This is a genomic window from Clostridium sp. OF09-36 (assembly GCF_003481985.1).
In the GTDB taxonomy this organism is placed as follows: Bacteria; Bacillota; Clostridia; order Lachnospirales; family Lachnospiraceae; genus Brotaphodocola.
In genome coordinates this window covers 1-23,007 of the sequence record NZ_QUMD01000012.1, presented here as the reverse complement: position 1 = coordinate 23,007, position 23,007 = coordinate 1, and the positions used below count along the sequence as shown (strand labels likewise).

At 47.0% G+C, this 23,007-nt stretch carries 26 protein-coding genes and 3 pseudogenes; 3 read left to right on the top strand and 26 right to left on the bottom strand.

Annotation, left to right across the window (positions count from 1 at the left end; all coding sequences use genetic code 11):
• Positions 1 to 2: 2 nt before the first annotated feature.
• The 9 genes and pseudogenes from DXA97_RS10835 to DXA97_RS10795 form a co-directional block, all read right to left on the bottom strand.
• Positions 3 to 1,249 (bottom strand): annotated as a pseudogene (locus tag DXA97_RS10835) (competence/damage-inducible protein A).
• Positions 1,250 to 1,792: a CDP-diacylglycerol--glycerol-3-phosphate 3-phosphatidyltransferase gene (gene pgsA / locus DXA97_RS10830; protein ID WP_118540867.1), complete on the bottom strand. Its 543-nt coding sequence runs from the start codon at positions 1,790 to 1,792 to the stop codon at positions 1,250 to 1,252.
• Positions 1,776 to 3,116 carry a 30S ribosomal protein S12 methylthiotransferase RimO gene (gene rimO, locus DXA97_RS10825; RefSeq protein ID WP_118708637.1) on the bottom strand — a complete coding sequence of 447 codons (1,341 nt, stop codon included), beginning with the start codon at positions 3,114 to 3,116 and terminating at the stop codon, positions 1,776 to 1,778. The genes pgsA and rimO overlap by 17 nt, the downstream gene beginning before the upstream one ends.
• Before the next feature lie 153 nt (positions 3,117 to 3,269).
• Positions 3,270 to 3,671, bottom strand: a complete 402-nt coding sequence (gene rpoZ / locus DXA97_RS10820; protein WP_347561561.1) for a DNA-directed RNA polymerase subunit omega — start codon at positions 3,669 to 3,671, stop codon at positions 3,270 to 3,272.
• Positions 3,672 to 3,674: 3 nt separating this feature from the next.
• Complete coding sequence (gmk, locus tag DXA97_RS10815; RefSeq protein ID WP_118540873.1) at positions 3,675 to 4,298, bottom strand: guanylate kinase; 624 nt, start codon at positions 4,296 to 4,298, stop codon at positions 3,675 to 3,677.
• Positions 4,299 to 4,387: 89 nt separating this feature from the next.
• Positions 4,388 to 5,266: a YicC/YloC family endoribonuclease gene (locus DXA97_RS10810; protein ID WP_118720042.1), complete on the bottom strand. Its 879-nt coding sequence runs from the start codon at positions 5,264 to 5,266 to the stop codon at positions 4,388 to 4,390.
• Positions 5,267 to 5,507: 241 nt separating this feature from the next.
• A complete protein-coding gene (locus DXA97_RS10805; protein WP_118540877.1) occupies positions 5,508 to 5,813 on the bottom strand; it encodes a DUF4491 family protein in 306 nt (101 codons plus the stop codon).
• Between the two features lie 72 nt (positions 5,814 to 5,885).
• Positions 5,886 to 6,779: a cation:dicarboxylase symporter family transporter gene (locus DXA97_RS10800; RefSeq protein WP_118720040.1), complete on the bottom strand. Its 894-nt coding sequence runs from the start codon at positions 6,777 to 6,779 to the stop codon at positions 5,886 to 5,888.
• 100 nt (positions 6,780 to 6,879) lie between these two features.
• Complete coding sequence (locus DXA97_RS10795) at positions 6,880 to 7,542, bottom strand: cupin domain-containing protein (protein ID WP_118720038.1); 663 nt, start codon at positions 7,540 to 7,542, stop codon at positions 6,880 to 6,882.
• Positions 7,543 to 7,861: 319 nt separating this feature from the next.
• Here DXA97_RS10795 and DXA97_RS10790 point away from each other — a divergent pair, with 319 nt between their 5' ends.
• Both DXA97_RS10790 and DXA97_RS10785 read left to right on the top strand, forming a co-directional pair.
• A complete protein-coding gene (locus DXA97_RS10790) occupies positions 7,862 to 9,607 on the top strand; it encodes an NFACT RNA binding domain-containing protein (RefSeq protein WP_118720036.1) in 1,746 nt (581 codons plus the stop codon).
• 41 nt (positions 9,608 to 9,648) lie between these two features.
• Positions 9,649 to 10,134 (top strand): HD domain-containing protein, encoded by a 486-nt coding sequence (locus tag DXA97_RS10785; protein WP_118720034.1) that lies wholly within the window; start codon positions 9,649 to 9,651, stop codon positions 10,132 to 10,134.
• A 150-nt stretch (positions 10,135 to 10,284) separates the two neighbouring features.
• Here the strand turns inward: DXA97_RS10785 and DXA97_RS10780 are convergent.
• From DXA97_RS10780 to DXA97_RS10750, 7 genes and pseudogenes are all read right to left on the bottom strand, one after another.
• Positions 10,285 to 10,862, bottom strand: a pseudogene (locus DXA97_RS10780) (NUDIX hydrolase).
• A 16-nt stretch (positions 10,863 to 10,878) separates the two neighbouring features.
• The gene (locus DXA97_RS10775) at positions 10,879 to 11,814 is read right to left on the bottom strand and encodes a DUF1848 domain-containing protein (RefSeq protein ID WP_118720032.1); all 936 of its coding nucleotides are present in this window, start codon (positions 11,812 to 11,814) and stop codon (positions 10,879 to 10,881) included.
• A 159-nt stretch (positions 11,815 to 11,973) separates the two neighbouring features.
• Positions 11,974 to 12,381: a hypothetical protein gene (locus DXA97_RS10770; protein WP_118720030.1), complete on the bottom strand. Its 408-nt coding sequence runs from the start codon at positions 12,379 to 12,381 to the stop codon at positions 11,974 to 11,976.
• A gap of 99 nt (positions 12,382 to 12,480) precedes the next feature.
• A complete protein-coding gene (locus DXA97_RS10765; RefSeq protein WP_118720028.1) occupies positions 12,481 to 13,110 on the bottom strand; it encodes a hypothetical protein in 630 nt (209 codons plus the stop codon).
• 5 nt (positions 13,111 to 13,115) lie between these two features.
• Positions 13,116 to 13,727: a sugar O-acetyltransferase gene (locus tag DXA97_RS10760; RefSeq protein WP_118720026.1), complete on the bottom strand. Its 612-nt coding sequence runs from the start codon at positions 13,725 to 13,727 to the stop codon at positions 13,116 to 13,118.
• The gene (locus tag DXA97_RS10755; RefSeq protein WP_118720024.1) at positions 13,687 to 14,427 is read right to left on the bottom strand and encodes a chloramphenicol acetyltransferase; all 741 of its coding nucleotides are present in this window, start codon (positions 14,425 to 14,427) and stop codon (positions 13,687 to 13,689) included. The genes DXA97_RS10760 and DXA97_RS10755 overlap by 41 nt, the downstream gene beginning before the upstream one ends.
• Before the next feature lie 28 nt (positions 14,428 to 14,455).
• On the bottom strand, positions 14,456 to 14,785 hold the full coding sequence (locus DXA97_RS10750) for a helix-turn-helix domain-containing protein (protein WP_118720130.1): 330 nt from the start codon (positions 14,783 to 14,785) through the stop codon (positions 14,456 to 14,458).
• A gap of 173 nt (positions 14,786 to 14,958) precedes the next feature.
• Here DXA97_RS10750 and DXA97_RS10745 point away from each other — a divergent pair, with 173 nt between their 5' ends.
• A complete protein-coding gene (locus DXA97_RS10745) occupies positions 14,959 to 15,492 on the top strand; it encodes a flavin reductase family protein (RefSeq protein WP_118720022.1) in 534 nt (177 codons plus the stop codon).
• A gap of 57 nt (positions 15,493 to 15,549) precedes the next feature.
• On the opposite strand, the gene DXA97_RS10740 is transcribed toward DXA97_RS10745, so the two are convergent.
• The 10 genes and pseudogenes from DXA97_RS10740 to DXA97_RS10700 all read right to left on the bottom strand — a co-directional run bounded on the left by DXA97_RS10740 (position 15,550) and on the right by DXA97_RS10700 (position 22,917).
• Positions 15,550 to 16,947, bottom strand: coding sequence for an AAA family ATPase (locus tag DXA97_RS10740; RefSeq protein WP_118720020.1), 1,398 nt, complete (start codon positions 16,945 to 16,947; stop codon positions 15,550 to 15,552).
• A 104-nt stretch (positions 16,948 to 17,051) separates the two neighbouring features.
• Complete coding sequence (locus tag DXA97_RS10735; protein WP_118707916.1) at positions 17,052 to 17,963, bottom strand: hypothetical protein; 912 nt, start codon at positions 17,961 to 17,963, stop codon at positions 17,052 to 17,054.
• 41 nt (positions 17,964 to 18,004) lie between these two features.
• Complete coding sequence (locus DXA97_RS10730) at positions 18,005 to 18,442, bottom strand: phenylalanine--tRNA ligase beta subunit-related protein (protein ID WP_118720018.1); 438 nt, start codon at positions 18,440 to 18,442, stop codon at positions 18,005 to 18,007.
• Between the two features lie 29 nt (positions 18,443 to 18,471).
• Positions 18,472 to 18,963 (bottom strand): NUDIX domain-containing protein, encoded by a 492-nt coding sequence (locus DXA97_RS10725; protein WP_118720016.1) that lies wholly within the window; start codon positions 18,961 to 18,963, stop codon positions 18,472 to 18,474.
• Positions 18,964 to 19,029: 66 nt separating this feature from the next.
• Positions 19,030 to 19,125: a hypothetical protein gene (locus DXA97_RS20930; protein ID WP_243032182.1), complete on the bottom strand. Its 96-nt coding sequence runs from the start codon at positions 19,123 to 19,125 to the stop codon at positions 19,030 to 19,032.
• The gene (locus DXA97_RS20925) at positions 19,122 to 19,313 is read right to left on the bottom strand and encodes a hypothetical protein (RefSeq protein WP_243107632.1); all 192 of its coding nucleotides are present in this window, start codon (positions 19,311 to 19,313) and stop codon (positions 19,122 to 19,124) included. The genes DXA97_RS20930 and DXA97_RS20925 overlap by 4 nt, the downstream gene beginning before the upstream one ends.
• A 13-nt stretch (positions 19,314 to 19,326) precedes the next feature.
• Positions 19,327 to 19,827 carry a YbaK/EbsC family protein gene (locus DXA97_RS10715; RefSeq protein ID WP_347561560.1) on the bottom strand — a complete coding sequence of 167 codons (501 nt, stop codon included), beginning with the start codon at positions 19,825 to 19,827 and terminating at the stop codon, positions 19,327 to 19,329.
• A 63-nt stretch (positions 19,828 to 19,890) separates the two neighbouring features.
• On the bottom strand, positions 19,891 to 20,304 hold the full coding sequence (locus DXA97_RS10710; protein ID WP_118540916.1) for an EamA family transporter: 414 nt from the start codon (positions 20,302 to 20,304) through the stop codon (positions 19,891 to 19,893).
• 90 nt (positions 20,305 to 20,394) lie between these two features.
• A pseudogene (gene serS, locus DXA97_RS10705) lies at positions 20,395 to 21,682 on the bottom strand (serine--tRNA ligase).
• Positions 21,683 to 21,831: 149 nt separating this feature from the next.
• Positions 21,832 to 22,917 carry a BMP family ABC transporter substrate-binding protein gene (locus DXA97_RS10700; RefSeq protein ID WP_118720012.1) on the bottom strand — a complete coding sequence of 362 codons (1,086 nt, stop codon included), beginning with the start codon at positions 22,915 to 22,917 and terminating at the stop codon, positions 21,832 to 21,834.
• Positions 22,918 to 23,007: the final 90 nt, after the last annotated feature.

Sequence of the window (23,007 nt, the reverse complement as noted above, 5' to 3'; positions counted from 1 at the left end):
GATTACCGGTAATTATCGAGAATGGAACGGCGCAGAAGATCCAGTCCCTTTACAACGGCCTGTTCCCGGATCTTATCCCGGTTGCCCTTAAACTGGTATTTCTCGACGCTGACCTTGTCCTTCATATAGGTGGCAATGTAAACCAGACCGACCGGCTTTTCCTCGGTTCCGCCATCCGGACCAGCCAGACCAGTCACGGCTACGCAGGCATCGGAATCGGTTGCAAACACGCCGCCGGTTGCCATCTCCCGGCTGTCTGCTCGCTGACTGCGCCATATTTTTTGAGCGTGCTCTTGCTGACATCCAGGTATTTGCGTTTTGCTTTATTTGAATAAGTGATAAAGCCTTCGTTATACACCTCAGATGCGCCCGGCACATTGATGATGCGGCCTGCAAGCAGTCCACCGGTGCAGGACTCTGCAGTCGTTACGGTCAGCTCGTACTTCTTCAGTAATTTTACAACAGCCTGTTCCAGCGTTTCCTCTTCCTTGGTTGAGTAAACGCAATCGCCAAAACGGTTCTTGATCTCTTTTACAACTGGTTTTACCAGCTTCTTGGCCTCTTCCTCATTTGCAGCCTTTGCAGTAACGCGGATATGAACCTCTCCGGTCTTTGCGTAGGTTGCAATGGTCGGATTCTGCTGCTTATCGATCAGATCCAGCAGCTTATCCTCCACCTGGCTCTCGCCAACTCCGCAGATCTTCACCATCTGGGAACGGATCACCTCCGGCTGAAGCTTCTGCAGATATAGGAATACCTGATTCATAAACAGCGGGTACAGTTCATTCGGCGGTCCCGGAAGCAGGATCGCAGACTTGCCGTATTTCTCCAGGATCAGACCCGGAGCAGTTCCATTGTCATTGTCCAGGACAATGCATCCCGCCGGGATGATCGCCTGTTTCCAGTTATTCTCTGAAATGACTTTATAAATATTATTCTTGAAATATTCCTCGATCCGCTCTCTGGTGTGCGGATCCTCCACTAATGGAAATTCCATAACCTCCGCGCAGACCTCTTTAGTCAGGTCATCTTCCGTTGGTCCAAGGCCTCCGGTCAGGATGATGACATCCGAGCGCTTTAACGCAGTCCGGATCACCTCCGCCAGACGGTCATGGTTATCTCCCACCGTCACCTGATGGTACATGGTCAGGCCAAGAAGCGCACATTTTTCTGCCAGAAACTGGGTATTGGTATTTACAATGTTTCCAAGTAAAAGCTCTGTACCGACTGAAATCAGTTCCACTACCATTTAGATTGCCCCCTCTGTAAGCACTTTATGATTCTTTGCAATATAATCAACCAGCGACACGACAGTCAGCACCAGTGCAACCCAGGTGCAGATCACCGTTAAGAAATACAGGACCGGAAGATTCACGATCATCAAAATGACTGCGATCATCTGGAATGTGGTCTTAAACTTGCCCCAGTAGCTGGCAGCGATCACAATGCCCTGCTCTGCCGCGATCAGGCGGAACCCGCTGATGATAAATTCACGGCTGACGATGATGATGACCATCCACGCCGGAAGCTGTCCCAGTTCAATGAGACAGATCAGTGCAGAGCAGACCAGAAGCTTATCCGCTAACGGATCCATAAATTTTCCAAAGTTCGTAACAAGATTGTACTTGCGGGCAATTTTTCCGTCCAGCATATCTGTCAGACTCGCAACGATAAAAATCGCCGCTGCAAGATTGCGGAGCAAACGCACTTCCCCATGAAAGGCAAGAAGGCTGATCACAAAAAACGGGATCATGATCACCCGCATGACCGTCAGTTTATTCGGCAGATTCATCATATACCTCCCCGATCAGATCGTAATCGTTGGAACCAGTTACCTTCACCCGTACAAAATCGCCGGACATGAAAAGTTCACCACTGTTAACAAAGATATATCCATCTACATTCGGGGCATCCATGTAGGTTCTTCCCACATAAGCAGCTTCATCGGCTACCTTGCCCTCGATCATGACATCCAGGACACGTCCAACCATGGACTCAGACTTTTCAAAAGCGATCTCCTGCTGCAGCTCCATGATCTCGTCACGGCGCTCCTCTTTCACTTCCTCCGGGATCTGGTCCGGGAAGGTAGCTGCCGGAGTATCCTCTTCCGCAGAATAGGTAAATACACCCAGACGCTCAAACTCCATCTCATCGACAAATCGCATAACCTCTTCATGGTCTTCCTGGGTCTCACCCGGGAAACCAGCGATCATCGTGGTGCGGAGTGCGATATCCGGAACTGCCGCGCGAAGCTTTCCAATGATTTCGCGAAGCTGTGCCTGGTTGGTGCGGCGTCCCATGCGCTTTAAGATGCGGTCGCTCGCATGCTGGATCGGGACATCCAGGTAATGGCAGACCTTTTCTTCGGTGCGGATCGCCTCGATCAGCTCATCGGTGATCTCCTCCGGATAGCAGTACTGAATGCGGATCCAGTAGATGCCCGGAATCTCTGCCAGCTTGTGAAGCAGCTCCGGAAGCATTTTCTTTCCATAAAGATCAACACCGTAAAGAGTTGTCTCCTGAGCCACCAGGATCAGTTCCCGTACGCCCTGGTCAGCCAGCTGGTTTGCCTCTTTTAACAGACGTTCCATCGGCACACTGCGATAATTGCCGCGCAGGCTCGGGATGATGCAGTAAGTGCAGTGCTTGTCGCAGCCCTCTGCGATCTTTAAGAACGCATAATATCCGCCAGTCGTAATGACACGCTCGGTCTCAACCTCCGGAAGTGCGTTTAAATCGTGGAAACAGCTTATATGCTCTTCTCCGCCAAGTGCCTGCTTTAATACGTTTGAAATTTCATCGTAAGTAGAAGTACCAAGGATACCATCCACCTCCGGGATCTCATCGAGAATTTCCTGTTTGTAACGCTGCGCCATGCATCCCGTCACGATCAGTGCCTTGCACTTTCCAGTCTTTTTCAGCTCTGCCATCTCCAGAATGGTATTGACACTCTCTTCCTTCGCATCATTGATGAAGCAGCAGGTATTGACCACAATGATATCTGCCTCGTTTTCATCATCCGTGAAGGTATGGCCATCCCGGTTTAAAAGACCGAGCATCATCTCGGTATCGACCAGGTTTTTGTCACAGCCAAGGGAAACACATAATATTTTCATAAATTCATAACTCCTGTTTTTATGGAAAAAGCCATCTCCATGTGCGATGAGACGGCTTTCTCCTTTCTTTTTGTGTATTACGCGGCAAAATTCGTTTTCCGTTTTCTGCCATTGTTTCTGCTTTCCGGAGGAAAATGTCTCCAGACAAAATTCTTACTCTTCGGTATTTTCTGCAGCTTCTACTGCCTCTGCCGATGCAGCTTCTACTGCTTTTACCTCATCTTCATCCTCGTCGTTCTCACCAAGGATCTTTACCTTACCCTCGTAAAGCTCCTGCACAGCGATGGAAAGCGGCTTCTTGCCTGCGGATTTTGCGATCAGCGGCTCAGCGCCTCCGATGATCTGTCTTGCACGCTTGGAAGTTGCCAGCACGATAGAATAACGGCTCTGTACCACTGGCTGCTCGCCCGGCTCAACCTCGCTGTTACTGCATTGATCAAATCTGTATAAGATGGATGTAACATAATAAAACTCCTTTCTGGGGGATATCTTGTTTTCTTTTAAAATTTTTACCGGATAGAAACGGTAAAACTCTATGATAAAAACAGTTTTCACTGATTAAAACTGCTTTAAATCCTCTTTCATTTCTGCGATGAACTCCTGATTCTGGGAGGTTTTGTGACGCTGCGCCTGGATCAGCTCATGCATTTCCTTTACGCAGGTTTCCAGATCGTCATTTACCAGAATGTAATCGTAACGGTCCATGTACTCAGCTTCTTCCACGGCACGTTTTAAGCGGTTTTTAATCACCTCTTCGGTCTCAGTTCCGCGGCCGCGCAATCTGTGCTCCAGTTCCGCAGCACTTGGCGGAGTCACAAACAAAAGCAGAGTGTCCGGGAATTTCTCTTTGACTGCAAGCGCACCCTGGATTTCAATCTCCAAAATAACATTTTTACCGGCTTCCAGCTGCTCCATGACATAGCTCTTCGGGGTTCCGTAGTAGTTTCCCACATAGCAGGCATGTTCGATCAGCGCGTCTTCTGCGATCATCTGCTCAAACTGCTCTTTTGTCTTGAAGAAATACTCTCTGCCGTCCACTTCGCCCTCACGCGGTCCGCGTGTGGTCGCGGAAATGGATAAAGCATACTGGTCTGCATACCCTGAAAGCAGTGCTTTCATCAAAGTTCCTTTTCCTGCTCCCGAAAAGCCGGAAACAACCGCTAAAATTCCCTTACGGCTCATACTCAATCCTCGATTCTTATCTTATTCCATGATGGATGATACCAGATTGTTTCACACTGCATGCTCTCACAATCCTTTTGGTCCTGATATCATTCAATATTCTGAATCTGCTCTCTGACTTTTTCAATCTCTGTCTTTAAGGCGATTGCCTTGTCACAGATTTCCAGATCACTCGATTTGGAAAGTGTGGTATTAGCTTCACGGTTCATCTCCTGGGCGATAAAGTCCAGTTTTCTTCCCACGCTTCCGCCTGCTTCCAGTTCCTTTCTGGTCGCATCGATGTGGCTGTGAAGACGGACCATCTCCTCATCGACACAGATCTTGTCCGCGTAGATGGTAACCTCTGTTGCAATGCGTCCCTCATCAAGCGGGGTGCTGCCAAGAAGCTCCTTCACCTTGTCTTCCAGTTTCTGGCGGTACTCTGTTAAAATAACCGGAGAACGCTCCTCGATAAAAGCAACAAGGCTGCCCATGTAATCAAGTTTTCCAAGCAGGTCAGTCTTTAACTTTTCGCCTTCCTGAACACGGGAATCTACAAATTTCTTTGCAGCCTCCTCCACAGCCTCGGAAAGTTCCTGCCAGATCTTGTTCTCATCTTCCGCAACCTGATCCATAACCAGAACCTCCGGCATGTGGGCAAGTCCGGACACGGTGATGTCGTTTTTGATGCCAAACTGCTCTTCCATCTGTTTGAAGCAGTTCATATATTCTGCAGCAAGGGAACTGTTGTACTTTAAGCACATTTTCTCTTCTGTGTAGTCTTCGTAGTTGATAAATACATCCACTTTTCCACGCTGAATGTAAGTCTTCAGCAGATTGCGGATGCCTGCCTCAAAATAGTTGAACTTTTTCGGCAGCTTGATGCTTAAGTCAAGATAACGGTGGTTGACTGCCTTGATCTCTACGGAGATTTTATATTCCGCGGTAACGATCTCGCAGCGGCCAAATCCGGTCATGCTTTTTATCATGATGTGGTCTGCTCCTTTGCCATAGATAACTTACATTATAATTCAAATGGAAAAACAAGTCAACGGCTTCGCATTTCAAATTCGGAAATTCGTTTTGACATCCTTTTGACCGCACGGAACATCAAAAAATGCCTTCAAGCCAGATATCTGTTCCATATCTGGTCAGAAGACATTTTTCTTTTTTCCTGTTATGCTGCCAGGTTCAAAAACCTTTTTCCTATGATACTGATACCGGAATCTCTCAAAACGCATCGGTATCTTTCTGTTTCCGTTTCGGATTTGCCGGGAACCATCCTTTCTTCACCCGCTCCTCCTGCTCGAAAAGCTCCTTAATACTCCAGAGAAACGTCACGCCAAGTACTGCCACAATACTTCCTGCTGCTGTATTTGCAATCCGCAGAGAAAGTACCAGAAAAAAGATTCCAAGTATCAGAAAAACCGGCCATACCCGCTTACTGAAATAATATTCCGTCTTCACGACAACTCCGTGAAACGCTCCAATGATCAGAAATGTAAAAATTCCAACGAGCAATCCTCCGATATGCATGCTGACTTCCTCTTTCTTCCTAGTAATTGATTCATCTTACTAAAACAAAAATCCTATTTAGAATACCATACATCATTCCTGTTTTCCAGATAAATTTTGTTCCAACCAGTCTTTTCCGTACAGCAGTCTGGTAACCACCATGGAAGCTGCTGTATCTCCACTGGAGTTTACCAGTGTAGTTGCCGCATCGCACAGCTGTGACAGCATGATACAGATCGGTAACCCTTCTACCGGAAATCCAAACAGGGAAATGATCATGGTTTCCGCAATGGCTCCGCCTCCCGGTACGGAAGACATGGCTACGGAACTGCATACTGCCACAAAAAATGCAAATGCAATATCTGAAATTCCATTCAGTGGACGCTTAAACACATAGCACATTACCGTAATTTTGAAAATACTGCTCATGCAGGAACCATCCATATGGCAGGTTGCCCCCATCGGGATCACAACCGAGCTGACTTCCCGCGGAACTCCGATCCGGTCGCATGGCTCCATCTGCCCCGGAATCGCTGCTGCAGAACTTCTGGTTCCCAGTGCAGTTAAAGCCGGAGTCAGAATGTTTTTAAAATACGCTTTTCCCCCCTTCGTTCCACCTGCAAAAAACGTATACAGCGTAAAGAACACCAGCATATACAAAAACAACGTCGGGTAATACATGATGATCGCATGGAAATAGGTTCCCATAAGAGAAGATCCATAGGTACCGGTTAAATCTGCAAAATACGCAGCCAAACCAATCGGAGCTGCTTTCATCAGAATGCCGATCATTTTGTAAAATACGGATGCAATCTTAGTAAGACCTTCCGCAATTGGCTTTCCCTCATCCCCCATTGCGGAAACCGTACTTCCAAGAAATACCGCAAAGATGATCAGCGGGAGCGCATGACTTCTGGAGAGAAGATCCGGAAAGTCGCTTACGGTAAACATTCCAACGATATGATCTCCAAAATTGATTTCTGACATGGCAGCATCACTGCTGTTTCCCAGAACGCAAGTGCAATCTCAAGAATGGTCTTTTTCTGTTCTTCCAGAAGCGGAATTGCTTTTTGAAGCCGCATTTGTTTCACATAATCAGACAGCCGGAAGCCGAACCATTGCCGAAACTGTCCGCTGAGATATGTTTTGTTATATCCACATGTGTAGCCAGCTGGGTCAACGAAATGTTTTCCGTCAGATATTCCCGGATATAGGCATCGATCTGGGGCATATACTGATTCCTGTTTCCGCCTCCCACATCTGCTGCTTTTTCTGTTTCCAGCCGTCCGTGTCGCTCCAAAAGATCAACAAATAAAAGGCACGCCAGGGATTCTGCCATTTTATACCGGACAGGAGTTTGTTTTTTGAAACATTCATAGATGTCCACGATCCACTCCCGGTACCTCATAAGGCAGTCTGATGTTTCTGCCGGTATATAAATAGCCTGCGTTTCTGATGTACCGTAAACGCCCCACTCCGTAAGCACTCTGGGATGAAGTTTCAGACTGAGCGTCCGGTTTTCCGCTTCCCTGGAAATGATAGAATGTCCGCAATTGGAAGGAAAAAAGAGCATGTCACCAGCCTTTAAATGGTATGATTTCTGACTGGCAAAATATTCCAGTTCACCGGAAAGAACCGCCATAAGTTCCAATTCTTCATGCCACAGATAACGATAAGAACTGCCTTTTATTACGCTGAGCTGTATACGTGTCTGCCCATTCGTTTCATATTTGAAATCGTATTTTTCCATTATCCTTCCTCCATACTCACAAATATATCATAAATCCAGATTTTTGTATTTTTCGGATCTTTTCTTTCATTTTTTCGATTATATCATGCTGCCTGAAATACCTCAATTTGTAATTTTTCACCCCACTTCCACGTTCTTGTAAAGCTGGTGTTCCCGCATGCGTGCCCAGAAATTTGGGGTTCTGAATTGAAAATCTCTGTCTTTGAACGCTAACTTGTAAATTTCGTTTTCTTCCTGTATAATTGGAAGAATCGTAACTGCCCCTGTTTTCGGCACGGGGCAAGTTCCATTTTATATGGAAAGGAGTTTTATATTTAATATGGCATTTGATGGAATCGTAATTGCGAACCTGGTTCATGATATCCGCAACAAACTGGAGGGCGGCAAGATCAACAAGATCGCCCAGCCGGAAAAAGATGAGCTTTTGTTCACGGTAAAAAATAATAAGGAAACCCTGCGTCTCTCTATTTCCGCCAGTGCAAGTCTGCCGCTGGTCTATTTTACAGAGACGAACAAGCCAAGTCCCCTGACCGCACCGAACTTCTGCATGCTGCTGCGCAAGCACATCGGAACCGGCCGCATCGTTGAGGTCTCCCAGCCGGGACTGGAGCGTATCATCGAACTAAAGATTGAGCACTTAGATGAGCTTGGCGACCTTCAGCGAAAACGCCTCATCGTGGAACTGATGGGCAAGCACAGCAATATCATCTTCTGCAAGGAAGACGGCACGATCTTAGACAGCATCAAACACGTTTCTGCGCAGGTCAGCTCTGTGCGCGAGGTACTGCCGGGCCGGATGTATTTCATCCCGCACACTACAGATAAAGAAGACCCGCTTACCATCTCTGAGGAAAGCTTTGTCCGTGTGATCGGTTCTACCCCTGCTCCGGTGCAGAAAGCCTTGTACCAGAAGCTCACCGGCATCAGCCCGATCATCGGCACGGAAATCTGCCACATGGCTTCTGTGGACGGCGACCGCTCTGCTAACGAGCTGACTCCGGCAGAACTGACCCATTTGTACCACATGTTCACACTGCTGATGGACGATGTCAAAACCGGAACCTTCACGCCAAACATCATCTACCGCGGCGAGGAGCCGGTGGAATTTGCCTCTGTCCCGCTGACCTGCTACGAATCCGGTGATTACCAGGAAAAGAAGTTTGACTCGATCAGCCATCTGTTAGACTGCTACTATTCCGAGAAAAACGCCGTTACCCGCATCCGCCAGAAATCGGTCGATCTCCGTAAGATCGTCCAGACTGCATTGGAGCGAAACTACAAGAAATATGACCTGCAGGAAAAGCAGTTAAAGGATACGGAAAAGCGTGACAAATATAAGGTATACGGTGAACTGTTAAACACCTACGGATACGAATTAAAAGGCGGGGAAAAAGAACTGAAATGCCTGAATTACTACACCAATGAGGAAGTCAAAATTCCGTTGGACCCGCAGCTTTCCGCCCAGGAGAACTCCCAGAAATTCTTCGCCAAGTACAATAAATTAAAGCGTACTTACGAAGCGTTAAGCGACCTGACTTTGGAAACAAAACAGGAAATCGATCATCTGGAATCCATCAGCACGGCTCTGGATATCGCATTGAAAGAAGACGATCTGGTGCAGATCAAGGAAGAGCTGATGGAATTTGGCTTTGTGAAAAAACGCCCGTACGGAGCGAAAAAGCCGAAGATCACCAGCCGCCCGTACCACTACCGCTCCACCGACGGCTTCGATATTTATGTTGGAAAAAACAACTACCAGAATGAGGAAGTTACCTTCAAGATTGCAAACGGCAACGACTGGTGGTTTCACGCCAAAGGCATTCCGGGATCCCATGTTGTGGTCCGCACCGAGGGAAAAGAGCTGCCGGACCGCACCTTTGAAGAAGCTGCTGCACTGGCTGCCTGGTACTCCAAAGGCCGGGACAACGATAAGGTCGAGATCGACTATATCCAGCGAAAACACGTGAAAAAAGCCGCCGGAGGCGCTCCTGGATTTGTCATTTACCATACCAATTACTCCCTAATGGCAGAGCCGAAGCTGGTGCTGCCAGAAGTGACCGGATAAAAACAGTTGCCAAAACCAATTTACGAGGTGATCCGCACCACATGAAAACAGGAAATTCTTTATCCCCAAGACGGCAAAAGCTGCTGACCGACACCATCCGGGAGCTTGCGCACGAGGGAAGATTTTACGAAGAAAAAGCAGCCATGCAGCATGGCTGCATGACCATCTACCAGCATAGCATTCACGTTGCGTATGTCAGCCTCTTCCTCATGGAAAAATGGCACATTCCGCTGGATGAAATTTCCCTCGTAAAGGGCGCTCTGCTGCATGATTATTTTTTGTACGACTGGCACGAAAACGATGCATCGCACCGTCTCCACGGCTTTCATCATCCGAACACAGCGCTGCGAAATGCGCTTCGTGACTACAAGCTCAATAAGCGGGAGGAAAACATGATTGCACGCCACATGTTTCCGCTTACTCCCATTCCACCAGGATGCAGGGAAGCCTGGCTGGTCTGCCTGGCAGACAAATGGTGCGCTATGAAAGAAACCCTGCGCCCGGCTTTCCACAAACTGCTTCGCTGATAGCAAAGTCAAATCCCCATCTTTTTCATTTCTCAAAAGATGGGGTTTTCGTACGTCAATATTCCAGATAGGCACCTTTCATCGGGCTTGCCGCATGCTTGATGACTGCGCATTCCGGTGCAAGCTTTCTCATTTCCTGACTGATCAGTTTCATAGCGCTCCTCCTGTTTTCATCTTTTCCACAAGCTTCCCATATACATGTTCTACAAACCATGGCTCTGTGGATTTTTTCAGAGCTTCTCCTGGTGCAAACCATGCCACACCACTGTTCTCATCCGCCTTTACCGAAACAGCTTCTTCAGAATCTGCTTCCAGCAGATAGGTTACATTCAGGTGCAGATGGCTGGATACATAACGTCCCTTTTACGTTGTCCGTCTACCGTAAGGGACTCCAGGGAAAAGATTTCATCGGACACAGGGCGGACATTCGTGATTCCGGCTTCTTCCTTTACTTCCCGGACTGCAACGGCAAGCAGATCTGTCTCGCCATCTGCATGCCCGCCCAACCAGGACCAGGAGTTGTAAATATTGTGGTAGACCATCAGGACCTTATTCCGTTCTTTGTTCACCACCCAGGCCGAAGCCGTCATGTGCGCCACCGTATTTTCCCTTGAGAATGCATTTTCCTGTGTTTCAATCCAATTCAATATGAGCGCCTTATCCATCTCTTCCTGCTCATTGAAGGGTTGATATTTCTTTATTTTGCTAATCAATTCCTTTCGATCCATTCTTCAAACCTCTCCTCTACCATTCCAGTTTCAACTGCCGGTCGATCCAGCTTCTTTGTTCTGCCTCATGAATCATATCTCCCGGCATCGCATGTCCGATCAGAAACGGGGAGTTCGGATCATGTTTTTTCCTGTTTTCCCGTACCAGTGCCAGATTGGAATTGGCATAACAGTAACGGCACAGATGTGCACAGGTATCATAAGCTCCAATATCCGCGGTGATCATGCATCCGCAGTTCCGGTTTTTCAGGCTCTGATATTTCTTCGGCACATCCAGACTGGCATGCAACGCCGTCTCAAAGGTCTGGATCGTCATACAGCCCGAACAGTCAGCCCCATACGTTGTCAGTTCCGTTCCCTCAGCACAGGGTCTGACCGTCATTCCGTACTGCGCCGCAATCCGGATCAGTTCTTTTCCGATCGCGATCCGGTCTTTTTGGGGGACATTCCTGGCTTCCGGGAAATTCCGCTCTACTTTCCGGTAAAGATCAAGGAAGCTGATCACACAGGTTTTTGTGTAACCAGCCAGTGTCCTTGCCATCTTTTCGAATTCAGAGATATGCCATGCCACCGTGTGTTCCTCATCGAGAAAAACAGGATCGTACCGCCAGCCGATGCTGTCCACGCCCACGCATTCTGACAGTCGTTTGAAATCTTCCATCACGGCCTCTTTGCACGGTACATGCGGTTCAATGTCAGTTCCATAAGCCGTGATCGTTACAAACCAGTATTGCCCATATGGTTTTAATGCATCCATGTGCGGCAGCATCGGCGCCGGATTCTTTGTGCAGAACGCGATCAGATCGACCACATCCGGCGACAGGCTGTATCTTGTCACCTGGTTCTCGTTGTATGGGTTTCGTACCAGAACATATCCAGCGTTTAGCCGGTTGAGAAACCATTCGCTGTAAAATGCCGGAATGTCTGTTCTCATTCCAGTTTGTATAATCATAAGATGCCTCACAATTTCTCATATTTTTCAAACAAAATCTGGATATCCCGGATGCCGGACCACACGGAAAACAGCAGGATCCCGAATCCGCCTGTATATAACCGGCTCTGCAAACGGCGCATTTTCTGACCTGTATCCACGGCTTGTCACCTTCTTTTCTTAAGTATCCTGACTCAGGGTTTCTATCGTTCCAAAAATCATTTCTTTGTAATTGCCCTGCTTCACATCCGTAAGTTCATAATTCTTTTTTATCACACGGGAAAGTCCCCAGAAAGACTGCAGTTCTTCCTCATGAATCGCATTGTAAAACAGCGTATGGTTCGCTGGGGAACAGCCCTTCGACCAGGACGGGATACCGTCAAAATCCATTCTCGCCACGATCAGCTGCGGAGTTTCGCAGGTATCCGGGTCTACATTGATCTCCACTGCATAAACCGGCCCGTTGATCCAGCCATTTTCCATGACTGGCCCGTCTTCCTTTCTCTGGAATAACAGAATAAAGCTCCAATAGATCCAGCCCTCCCAGGTAAGATCAGAGCTGTAGCGCATGAAGCGCTCCATCGGCATGTAGTACCGTTCTTCATCCAGCTCTGCCCTGCATTTTTCATAAGCTTTTCAATACTTTTTAACGTCTGGAATACCACCAAAAACGCATTATGTATATTTTCACCCGAAGTCATAATACAACGTCTCCTCCACTTCCGTCTTGGACCATGTAAAGCCGTCAAAGGCCACAAATCCTTTTTCCGTAAGCAGCTGTTTCAAATCCCCGATCATCGTCTTTCCGTATGGGGTCACGACAGGTAGCTGGTCCAGACCAAGGAGAATATCCTGCCAGGAAAGATACGCAAGATGCACGTTCTGAAACACCGGCTTGGTGCAGTTTTCCGCATAAATCTGCTTCGCTTCTTCTGCATCTGCCACCAGAAGCAGGATCTTTTCCTTCTTCCTGCACCACTCATTCTGGAGCACCAACGCTTCTTTTTCCAACTGATCCTCTCCGGATAAACCGCTGCGGTATTTCACTTCAATCCCGATTCCAACATCGGAAAACGGGATAAATCCGTCAATCTCCACCAGCCCGTTTTCCGAACGTTTCCAGAATTCCAACGTAAATGCATCGTCTGTAAGCGTGTTCAAAATACGCATCACCTCAGGATCCCTGCTGACAGTATAATGCCGGAAAATCCACCCAAGGCCACGCTGAAAGGGCATATAACGCATGGTTCCGAAAAAATTCCCAGTCAGCTCATCTTCCAGAACGGAAACCGTCTTATGATATAGTTCTGCGATCACATTATTTAACTCCTTTTTTCATCCTTTGTTTTCCGGTCCCAGCAGGTTTTCCGGTCAGCTTCTGTAATCTTGCGAACAACTTTACATGGATTTCCAACCGCTACAGAATCACTTGGAATATCTTTGACCACAACGCTTCCGCCGCCGATCACAACGTTATCCCCAATGGTGACACCCGGCATGACCTGAACGCCCGATCCGATCCAGACATTGTTACCAACCGTGATCGGATACGCGTATTCCAGTCCCTGGTTACGGCGCTCCAGATCGATCGGATGCCCCGCCGTATAGAAGCCACAGTTCGGTGCGACAAATACATTATCCCCGAATGTAACTTTCGCGCAGTCCAGGATGACCATATTGTGGTTGGAATAAAAATTTTCGCCCAGCACAATGTTATAGCCATAATCACACCAGAACGGTGCTGTGATGCAGAAATTTTCGCCCATTTTTCCCAGAAGCTGAAGCAAAATCTCCCGCTGTTCTTCTTCCTGTGCCGGATGAAGCTGATTATACTGATGACACAGTTCCTTGGCATGGATACGTTCTGCCTTCAATGCTCCATCATAATTGGCATCATAAAGCATCTGATTTAACATTTTTTCTTTTTCGGTCATGTTTGTCTTCTCCTACCTGCATTCCAGTCATCTCGCTCTGCTTTTCCGCCGCTTCCTGCAGCCCGTCAAGTTCCTCCTGCAAATACTGGAAAAACAGTCCTGCATGATACCCATCTGCTACCGCATGTGCGATCAGAAGATTCACCGGCATCGTGATCTTGTCACCATTTTTTTCGTATTTTCCCATCGTAATGATCGGAAAAAATGCCGGGTCTGAACCGTTCGTTGTCCTGCTGCCGAGTGCAGTAAATGAGGTCCACGGCACACCGGAAATGCAGTAAAAGTTGGCTGGCTGTCCTGCCTTTGCCTTGATTCCTTTTTTGTCTTTATAAGTCTGCATATCCGTTATGATATCCCGGTAAAAGGTATCAAAATCACTGGAATAATCCGTCCAGCAATCGGAGAACGTTTTATCGTCCTCATGAAAAATCGTGTAGTTTGGAACCACCTGCTCCCAGACACAAAGGTGCCCATCTGCGTCCCGGAACATGCGGAAATTTTCAATCCGGTTCACTACTTTTGTGACCAGATAGATCAAAGATGCATAAAATTTATAGCCGCATGAATGGCAAAAATCAAGCAGATTCTTCACATCGATAAGCGCTGTCATGTTGCACTCAACCTTCAGTTTTTCCGTATAATACTGGTAATGTTCCCGGCGCGCCCAGGTTTCCATATCGATTTTTTGATACGAAGTCATGACTTGTATTCCCCCTATCTTAATTCATCTACAGGCGGTTTTTCGCGCCCCACACACAAAGCTGGTCCAACACCTTCATTAGCGACTTGCCCCGCTCCGAAAGAGAATATTCCACTTTCGGCGGGATCTGCGGATATTCCTTGCGCACGATCAGCTGGTCTGCTTCCAGCTCTTTTAAATTGCTGCTCAATGTCTTGTCTGTGATGTTTCCCAGATACCGCTTCATTTCATTAAAACGGACTGGTTCATATTCCATGAGACAGTACAGGATTACCATTTTGTGTTTGCCGCTGATCAGTGACATCGTGTAGCTAAAGCCGGTATCCGCAAAATTCGCATACTCAATATAACGTTCCATGCATCCCATCTTCACACTTCCTTTCAGGATAGTACCTGTCTTTCTTAACAGTACTTGTGTTTTTTACGTCGTCTGCTATCATTATAGGAGGATGACCATACGAAGTCAATCCATAAGAAGACTGGAGGGATTTTCATGAAAAAGATTTAGGAATCAAACCATATCTGTTTCCAATGCCGGTTCTGATGATCGCAACCTACGGCGAAAACGGCAGTGTTGATGTCATGAACATGGCATGGGGCGGCATCTGCGCAACGAACATGGTTTCTTTAAACATCGATGAAGATCATAAAACTTCTGAAAATATCAAAAAGCACGGTGCTTTTACCTTAAGCATCGCGGATATCCCGCACATCGAAGCGGCTGATTTCTTCGGCATTGCCAGCGGCAACAAAATGGAAGATAAATTTGAGCGCAGCGGTCTGACTTCTGTCAAGAGCGAAAAGGTCGACGCCCCTGTCGTTCAGGAATTCCCGCTCACCCTGGAATGCCGTGTTGTAGAAGACAAAATGGAAGTCTACGGGCACCATGTGATCGGCGAGATCGTCGGCGTTCTGGCCGATGAATCGGTCCTGGATGAAAAAGGAAATGTGGACCCGACCAAGTTAAATGCTTTCGTATTCGACCAGTTCCAGAGCGGCTACTATGCCATCGGGGAAAAGGTTGGCCAGGCATGGCAGATCGGTGCTCCGCTGATGAAGAAATAATCGAGAAATAGATTGAAAAAAGCCCGCTCAAAATTTGGCGGGCTTTTGCAATCCATTTTAATCCTTATACATTCTTTCAATCACACAAGTATGTGTCTTCGTATCTTTCTCATAATTAATCCCCACCAAAAGAAGATTTCCCTGATATTCTTTCAGTGCATCTACATAGTGTTTGTCTTTAATCTGGCTGATTGCACCTCTCGCGCTTTTATCCCATTTCAGTTCCATAACGATTGCCGGTTTATCCAGATTCCAAAGAGCCTTTAATAATTTTCTGGAAGACTCAACTGACGCTGTTACTTCAGCCCAGTCCATGGTACTGATTGCATTGATATATTCCTGGGAAACTTCTTTGTTAGGAATTGTAACCATTTTATCCGGCCAGTGATAGCTCAGATATCCCAAATGGATCAGCAATGTTAAAACATCATCTTTCCCTTGAAAATTCGTCATATCATTTGAAAATGTTCCCGTATTGATCTGGACTCGTTCTCCTGCAAGCATACGGATTACCGAATCCTTGAGTCCGTCAAAATTCATCTTAATATATACTTTTAATGCCTCATATGTTTCTGTTTGATTCCAGTAGTTATCGAACACGCCACTGAGCATCGCGTCTACTACCGATTTCGGACTATACATCGCGTACGAAATTTTTTCTTCGCCGTTCACTGCTACCAGTTCATATCCATCATACCAGGCTTGCGTTTCCTCAAAATCTCGATGAAATCTTTCACACAGTGACGTTACTTCTTTCTCTGTAAAGCCGAAATATTCAGCCATCTCCCTTGGATTCGGCATTGAATATTCCGTAAACATATTCAATGCCGAATGAGAACCATATTTTTTTATTGGGAGAATCCCTGTCATATAAGCCAGCGCCACATAGTCTTTATCTTTCAGCCATGCACGTAAAAAATCCAGATACTTTTTCTGTGCATCTTTATTCTGTTTATACTCACGGAACAGACAATCCCATTCATCGATCAAAATCACAAACGGACATTTCGTATAACGGAATACATCCTTCATAACCTGAATCAGGTTCTTTTCATCCCGAAATTGTATTTTGTGAAAGGTTTCTTTAAAATCCGAAACCAGATAATTTTTAAGCATCTCAAGCATCTCTTCCATGGTTTCTGACATGCTTAAAAATTCCTGCATATTAATCTTGATCACGTCATATTGATTCAGATGTTCTTTATATGATTTTTCTTTACTGATTGCAAGACTCTGAAACAATTCTTCTGTATCTTCATTTCGGTCATAGTACGCGGCAAGCATATTGGCTGCCATAGACTTGCCAAATCTTCTTGGACGGCTTACACAGATGTATTTCTGCTCTGTACAAAGAGCTTCATTCGTCCTTGCGATCAATTCGCTTTTGTCCACATATATTTTTGAACGAAGACTGCCGCGAAATGAAAAACTGCCCGGATTCAGATAACTTTCCATGCAAATTTCTCCCATCAAAAACGCTTTTATCTGAGTTCATTATACTTGATTCCATTCAGAATCACAAGACAGGAAGCCTTTGTCTCAGACTTTTATTCCAGGCATTATTTTTCCCCAGACCTCTTTCTCAGATCAGATATCGCAGTCATCTTTCTGCTCAGATCTACATTCACCAAAATCTTGATCAGCCAGACAAATACGACCAAGACCAGAAGTGGGATCACACAGGATGTGATCAACATGACTGCCACAGCCTCCACAAAACGGCTCAGGGAATGCTCTGCTTTCTGCAACAGCTCTTCTGTTGATAATGTTACATTTTCCACTGCACTCGTAACAGATTCTTTTGCACTGTTCAAGGCTCCCTTTGCCATTTCCCACAGATTACCGCTTCCTTCTTTTTGCTGCTTCTGTTCTGTTTTAGCATTTTGTTCAGGCTGGACTGCCGTTGTATCGGATTCTGACTGACTTTCCAGGATTTTCTGTGTTTTCCTGGCCTCGTCCAGCGTCAGATCGATCTGTGTATGATACGTATCATCAATCAGGTCTGCCAGCTTTACGCTGGATGGAACTACCAGGAAAATACAAATTCCAAATACCAAAAGTTTTCTGGCAAGACATCGGATACTGTCGTTTTCAAAGAATTTATTTCCGGCAAACAGCAAACAGGCCAATGGAATAAAAATGCGAAACGCAGCATATCCGGTAATTGTCACCAAATATTTTTCCAAAAATATCGCGCAAAGTACAATCATCAGATAACCGCTTAAATCTGCTATTTTTTCCGCAATGGGTGTTGCCACATCACCAGGCAGCAGCGTGATCAGCGCAGAAGTTGCTGTTGCAGCTACCGTGAGTTCAAGAACCGTATCCTTTTTTTCGTCCAGCGAGGAAATTACTTCTTTATGATGTTCCGGGGCAGAGGCATACTTTGCTGCTACAGTAAACGATAAAACCGCAATCAGCAGCCAGACTGCAACTATGATCCACTTCTTTTTCTCATAAGTAAACGGCATCTTTTTTCTCCTTATGTATCAGTTTGTTGTTTCCTTTCCAACTATAAATTCCATACTTCCACCTGACTGGCTTCTGCTTTGCGAAACACAATATCACCCTGCAGCTGTTCCAGATCATAAGAACCGACAGACAATCCGCTTTCCACGGAAATCAGGTTATTTACATCCACGACAGAATTCACATGGTACAGCTCGTCACCACGCCGCACTCTGCGCAGCAATGCCTCAGAAGAAACACGGTAACGCCCCGGATTGCGGCCAAATGCTTTGTAAGCGGCGCGACTTCCTCGCACGCCTGTAACCTCGCTCCACTCTTTTCCTTCGATATCATTTTTTACCGCTGGAAGGATTTCATGATCCAGATAATCCCAAAATACGTCCGAAGATGCTTTTACTTCTGCGGTAAAATGAAGACAGCCAAGACGGATCTCCGGGTAAACCGAAAGTAAGGCAGGATCTATGTTTATCGTTCTATTCATACGTGTCACCTCTTACGAAATTTTTTGATCTATCTTTCATCCAGATAGCTCTTCAAGAAATACTCGGCCAGACTATTTGGCCGGATATTGGTTCTTGCTTCTTCCGGTGGAAACCACTTGCACCGGTCCACCTCCTGATTGATGTGCAGTTCTTCAGCATTGTCCACATAGGCAGTAAAATTGCACATCAGCGTGTTGGATGGCTCAAAGAAGCTGGTCCGGTTAAATTTCATATGGGAAACGTGAAGTCCCGTCTCCTCTCTCACCTCACGCACAACTGCATCTTCCTCGGCTTCGCCGCGGTTCACATAACCAGCCACCAAAATGTAAGTTAGCTTTCCATACTGCTGGATCAGCAGGATTTTTCCGGTCTTTTCATCGGTAACGATCATGCTGACCGCCACGTTATACATCGGGAAACGGTACTGCTGGCACTTTGGACAATAGGGAACCATTCCCTCTCCTTCCAGTTCTTTTTCCATCAGCTCCGTTCCACATTCGTAACAATGTTTTTGAATCATGTCACACCTCTTTTTCTCACATCCATGCGTTCTCATGTGCTTTATCGTTATTCCACACCCAAATATTTAGAATCCCCATGGCAGATACGCTGCCACAACAGCGAGTATTACTGACGGCAGCATATTGGCCACACTCAGCTTCTTCCCCCAGATCAGGTTCACGCCGATACAAAAAATCCGTGCAGAACCAACCAGAAAACGCACACCCTTTTCCCATGGATGATGTCAAGACCGCAATGATGATAACCCCGCTCAATTCCGATCAGTTCCCCGATCACGGTCCCGATTGCCAGGCAAAGCACAAGCAGCATGGATTTGCCGCTGCTGATGATGGTTCCTAATCCTGTCATTGCTCCTCTTTCCTCACTCTTCCGCTTCTTTGCAAACATCCACCCAGTCGTTTGCACCAGCTACCTGTTCCAATTCCGGAATCGTCAGTTTTACCGCACTGTGGTCATTGCCTGCTGCCGGATAGACTACGTCAAACTGACGAAGGCTCTCATCCAGATACACTTCCACACCTTCCCTGATCCCAAACGGGCATACTCCGCCCGGCGCATGTCCCACATGCTGCTCTACTTCATCAAACGGGATCATCCTGGCCTTCACATGAAAGGTGTCCTTATATTTCCGGTTATCCACCTTTGCCGTTCCCTCTGTCAGGATCAGCACTGTTTTTTCTCCCTGCAAAAATGACATGGTCTTTGCGATCATGGCTGGCTGCACACCAAGTGCTTCTGCCGCCTCATGAACCGTTGCAGTGGAATCTTTTAATTCAATCACATGATCTAGAAAGCCTTTTGCCTCCAGATATGCTTTTGCTTTTTCCAGTGACATGACTGCTTCCTCCTGTGTTTCCATCATATATCTGACAATCCTGTTGCATTCACTCCAAACTGATTATGTTCCTATATCCTGTCCCCGCACCTACAGCACCATCAGCAGCGTTCCCGCTCCGATCAGGACACACCCGATCATGGATTTCATTGTAAAGGATTCGTGCAAAAAGACAAACGCAAGAACCAGAGTAATGATCACGCTCAGTTTATCAACCGGCACCACTTTGGATGCCTCCCCGATCTGCAGTGCCCGGTAATAACAAAGCCAGGACGCCCCGGTTGCAAGTCCGGAAAGAATCAAAAACAGCCAGCTCTTTTTGCTGATCTCGGAAATACCGCTCTGGGTATGTGTCAGAAAAACCATTCCCCATGCCATCACAACAACCACCATAGTCCGGATCGCTGTTGCAAGGTTGGAATTCACGCCATCAATGCCGACCTTCGCAAGAATGGATGTAAGTGCCGCAAATACTGCCGATAATAATGCGAATAAAAACCACATAACGCATTTCTCCTCATATGTTCAACTCCGAAAATAATATAATGAAAGCCGCCGCATATCCAACGTGCGGCGGCTTTCTGCCAATATATCTTATTTGTGCTTCGGTACCATAACTTCCATACCGCCCATATACGGCTGCAGCACCTCGGGATCTTGACAGTGCCGTCTGCCTGCAGGTTGTTCTCCAGAAATGCGATCAGCATACGCGGCGGAGCAACTACGGTGTTGTTTAAGGTATGAGCGAAGTACTTTCCGTCCGGTCCGTCTACGCGGATCTTTAAGCGGCGTGCCTGTGCGTCTCCTAAGTTGGAGCAGGAACCTACCTCGAAGTACTTCTTCTGACGCGGAGACCATGCCTCTACGTCACAGGATTTTACCTTTAAGTCTGCCAGATCACCAGAGCAGCACTCCAGGGTACGAACCGGGATGTCCATGGAACGGAACAGATCTACGGTGTTCTGCCATAATTTGTCGTACCACATCTTGGACTCATCCGGCTTGCAGACAACGATCATCTCCTGCTTCTCGAACTGGTGGATACGGTATACACCGCGCTCCTCAATGCCGTGGGCACCTTTCTCCTTACGGAGCATGGGGAATAGCTGGTTAAGGTCTTCGGAAGCTGGTCTTCCGGGGTAATGGTGTCGATGAACTTACCGATCATGGAGTGCTCACTGGTACCGATCAGGTACAGGTCCTCACCCTCGATCTTGTACATCATAGCATCCATCTCTGCGAAGGACATAACGCCGGTTACCACGTTGCTGCGGATCATGAACGGCGGGATGCAGTAAGTGAAGCCACGGTCGATCATGAAGTCACGAGCGTAGGAAATGACTGCGGAATGAAGTCTTGCGATATCGCCCATCAGGTAGTAGAAGCCGTTTCCTGCTACTTTACCTGCTGCGTCTAAGTCGATGCCGTCAAAGGTCTTCATGATGTCGGTATGATACGGAATCTCAAAATCCGGTACGAACGGATCACCGAATTTTTCGATCTCTACGTTCTGGCTGTCATCTTTACCGATCGGTACGCTCGGATCGATGATGTTCGGAATGGTCATCATGATCTTTAATACCTTTGCCTCCAGCTCAGTCTCCTGAGCCTCCAGCTCTGCCAGGCGTGCTGCGTTTGCTGCTACCTGAGCCTTAACCTCTTCTGCCTCTTCCTTCTTGCCCTGGCCCATTAACTGGCCGATCTGCTTGGAGAGCTTGTTGCGGGATGCACGAAGGCTGTCTGCCTCTGCCTTTGCTGCACGGTTCTTCGCATCCAGCTCGATCACCTCGTCCACCAGCGGAAGCTTCTCAAACTGGAACTTGTTTTCGATATTTTTCTTTACGATGTCCGGATTCTCACGGACAAACTTTAAATCTAACATCTCTTCCTCCTGTATACGTTTCTGTTTTCCCAACCGTAAAATACATACTCTGTACTTCCAATATGCCCGGAAAGCAAAAATGTAGTATAATCAAAATCGATTATACTACACTTTTTTCTGAATGGAAAGACTCTATTTTATTTTAGCACTTAGTCTAACTCGTAAACATCGCCGTATTTTGCTTCGAAGGATTCTTTATCAGCCGGTACTTCGATCTCGCTGCTGATGATCTTCTCTTTCACTTCGTTTACTGCCTCGATGACATCGTCTGCGATCAGATTCTGGCTCGGTGCGATATCTACACCGCCTGCTGCCAGGTCATAGGTGTGAACACTGCTCTCCAGGGTTCCGTTTACTAAAGACTCGATGGTATCAAATACAGCGTTGTCTACACGCTTCATAGCAGAGGTCAGGACGGTATCCGGGGAGATGCTGGACTGGTCGCTGTCTACGCCGATCGCATAAACACCAGCCTCGTGACAAGCCTCGATCACGCCAAGACCGGTTGCTGCTGCTGCGTGGAAGATGACATCTGCACCGTTGGTGATTGCAGTATTTGCCATGGTCTTACCAGTTGCTGCATCTGCAAAGGAGTTTGCGTTGAACTGCTGGATGGTTACATCCGGGTTCGCATCCAGGGCACCTGCACAGTAACCGTAACCAAACTGGTTCATGGTCTCGTTTGCCATACCTGCTACATAACCGATGTTGTTGGTCTTGGTGGTCTTACCTGCTACAAAACCAGCCAGGTAGGAAGCCTGCTCTGCGCGGAACATCAGGCAGGTAACGTTCGGAAGGTCGATGGTTGCGTCATCTACGATCGCAAACTTGATATCCGGGTTCTGCTCTGCTGCGGTTCTGGTTGCATCTGCAAGCATGTAACCGATGCTGATGATCAGGTCATACTCCTCATCTGCGAAGGTCTCCAGGTTCGGTGCGTAGTCTGCATCGGTGCTGGACTCTAAGTAGTTTACGGTTACGCCAAGCTCTTTTGCTGCACGCTCCATACCTTCCCATGCGGTCTGGTTGAAAGAACCATCGTTTACGCCGCCGACATCGGTAACCAGACCGATCTTTAAATCGGATGCGTCTACTGCTGCGGAACCGTTTTCTGCGGTGTTGCTGTCTGCTGCTTTGGTGTCTGCTGCACCGGTGCTGCTGTTAGAACCGCCGCATGCCACAAGAGACATGCACATTGCTGCTGCCATCATAAGAGCTGTAATTCTTCTTTTCATAATGTCCTCCAATATAATAAGCTGTAATTCTTCTTTTCATAATGTCCTCCAATATAATAATTTTCACGGTCTCAGAATAACCTTATAGTT

Coding starts and splice junctions, on each gene's coding strand:
- pgsA (WP_118540867.1), bottom strand. CDS start 1,792: ATGAATCTGCCGAATAAACTGACGGTCATGCGGGTGATCATGATCCCG.
- rimO (WP_118708637.1), bottom strand. CDS start 3,116: ATGAAAATATTATGTGTTTCCCTTGGCTGTGACAAAAACCTGGTCGAT.
- gmk (WP_118540873.1), bottom strand. CDS start 4,298: ATGAGCCGTAAGGGAATTTTAGCGGTTGTTTCCGGCTTTTCGGGAGCA.
- DXA97_RS10810 (WP_118720042.1), bottom strand. CDS start 5,266: ATGATAAAAAGCATGACCGGATTTGGCCGCTGCGAGATCGTTACCGCG.
- DXA97_RS10805 (WP_118540877.1), bottom strand. CDS start 5,813: ATGCATATCGGAGGATTGCTCGTTGGAATTTTTACATTTCTGATCATT.
- DXA97_RS10800 (WP_118720040.1), bottom strand. CDS start 6,779: ATGTCAGAAATCAATTTTGGAGATCATATCGTTGGAATGTTTACCGTA.
- DXA97_RS10795 (WP_118720038.1), bottom strand. CDS start 7,542: ATGGAAAAATACGATTTCAAATATGAAACGAATGGGCAGACACGTATA.
- DXA97_RS10790 (WP_118720036.1), top strand. CDS start 7,862: ATGGCATTTGATGGAATCGTAATTGCGAACCTGGTTCATGATATCCGC.
- DXA97_RS10785 (WP_118720034.1), top strand. CDS start 9,649: ATGAAAACAGGAAATTCTTTATCCCCAAGACGGCAAAAGCTGCTGACC.
- DXA97_RS10775 (WP_118720032.1), bottom strand. CDS start 11,814: ATGATTATACAAACTGGAATGAGAACAGACATTCCGGCATTTTACAGC.
- DXA97_RS10770 (WP_118720030.1), bottom strand. CDS start 12,381: ATGCCGATGGAGCGCTTCATGCGCTACAGCTCTGATCTTACCTGGGAG.
- DXA97_RS10760 (WP_118720026.1), bottom strand. CDS start 13,727: ATGACCGAAAAAGAAAAAATGTTAAATCAGATGCTTTATGATGCCAAT.
- DXA97_RS10755 (WP_118720024.1), bottom strand. CDS start 14,427: ATGACTTCGTATCAAAAAATCGATATGGAAACCTGGGCGCGCCGGGAA.
- DXA97_RS10750 (WP_118720130.1), bottom strand. CDS start 14,785: ATGGAACGTTATATTGAGTATGCGAATTTTGCGGATACCGGCTTTAGC.
- DXA97_RS10745 (WP_118720022.1), top strand. CDS start 14,959: ATGCCGGTTCTGATGATCGCAACCTACGGCGAAAACGGCAGTGTTGAT.
- DXA97_RS10740 (WP_118720020.1), bottom strand. CDS start 16,947: ATGGAAAGTTATCTGAATCCGGGCAGTTTTTCATTTCGCGGCAGTCTT.
- DXA97_RS10735 (WP_118707916.1), bottom strand. CDS start 17,963: ATGCCGTTTACTTATGAGAAAAAGAAGTGGATCATAGTTGCAGTCTGG.
- DXA97_RS10730 (WP_118720018.1), bottom strand. CDS start 18,442: ATGAATAGAACGATAAACATAGATCCTGCCTTACTTTCGGTTTACCCG.
- DXA97_RS10725 (WP_118720016.1), bottom strand. CDS start 18,963: ATGATTCAAAAACATTGTTACGAATGTGGAACGGAGCTGATGGAAAAA.
- DXA97_RS20925 (WP_243107632.1), bottom strand. CDS start 19,313: ATGACAGGATTAGGAACCATCATCAGCAGCGGCAAATCCATGCTGCTT.
- DXA97_RS10715 (WP_347561560.1), bottom strand. CDS start 19,827: ATGATGGAAACACAGGAGGAAGCAGTCATGTCACTGGAAAAAGCAAAA.
- DXA97_RS10710 (WP_118540916.1), bottom strand. CDS start 20,304: ATGTGGTTTTTATTCGCATTATTATCGGCAGTATTTGCGGCACTTACA.
- DXA97_RS10700 (WP_118720012.1), bottom strand. CDS start 22,917: ATGAAAAGAAGAATTACAGCTCTTATGATGGCAGCAGCAATGTGCATG.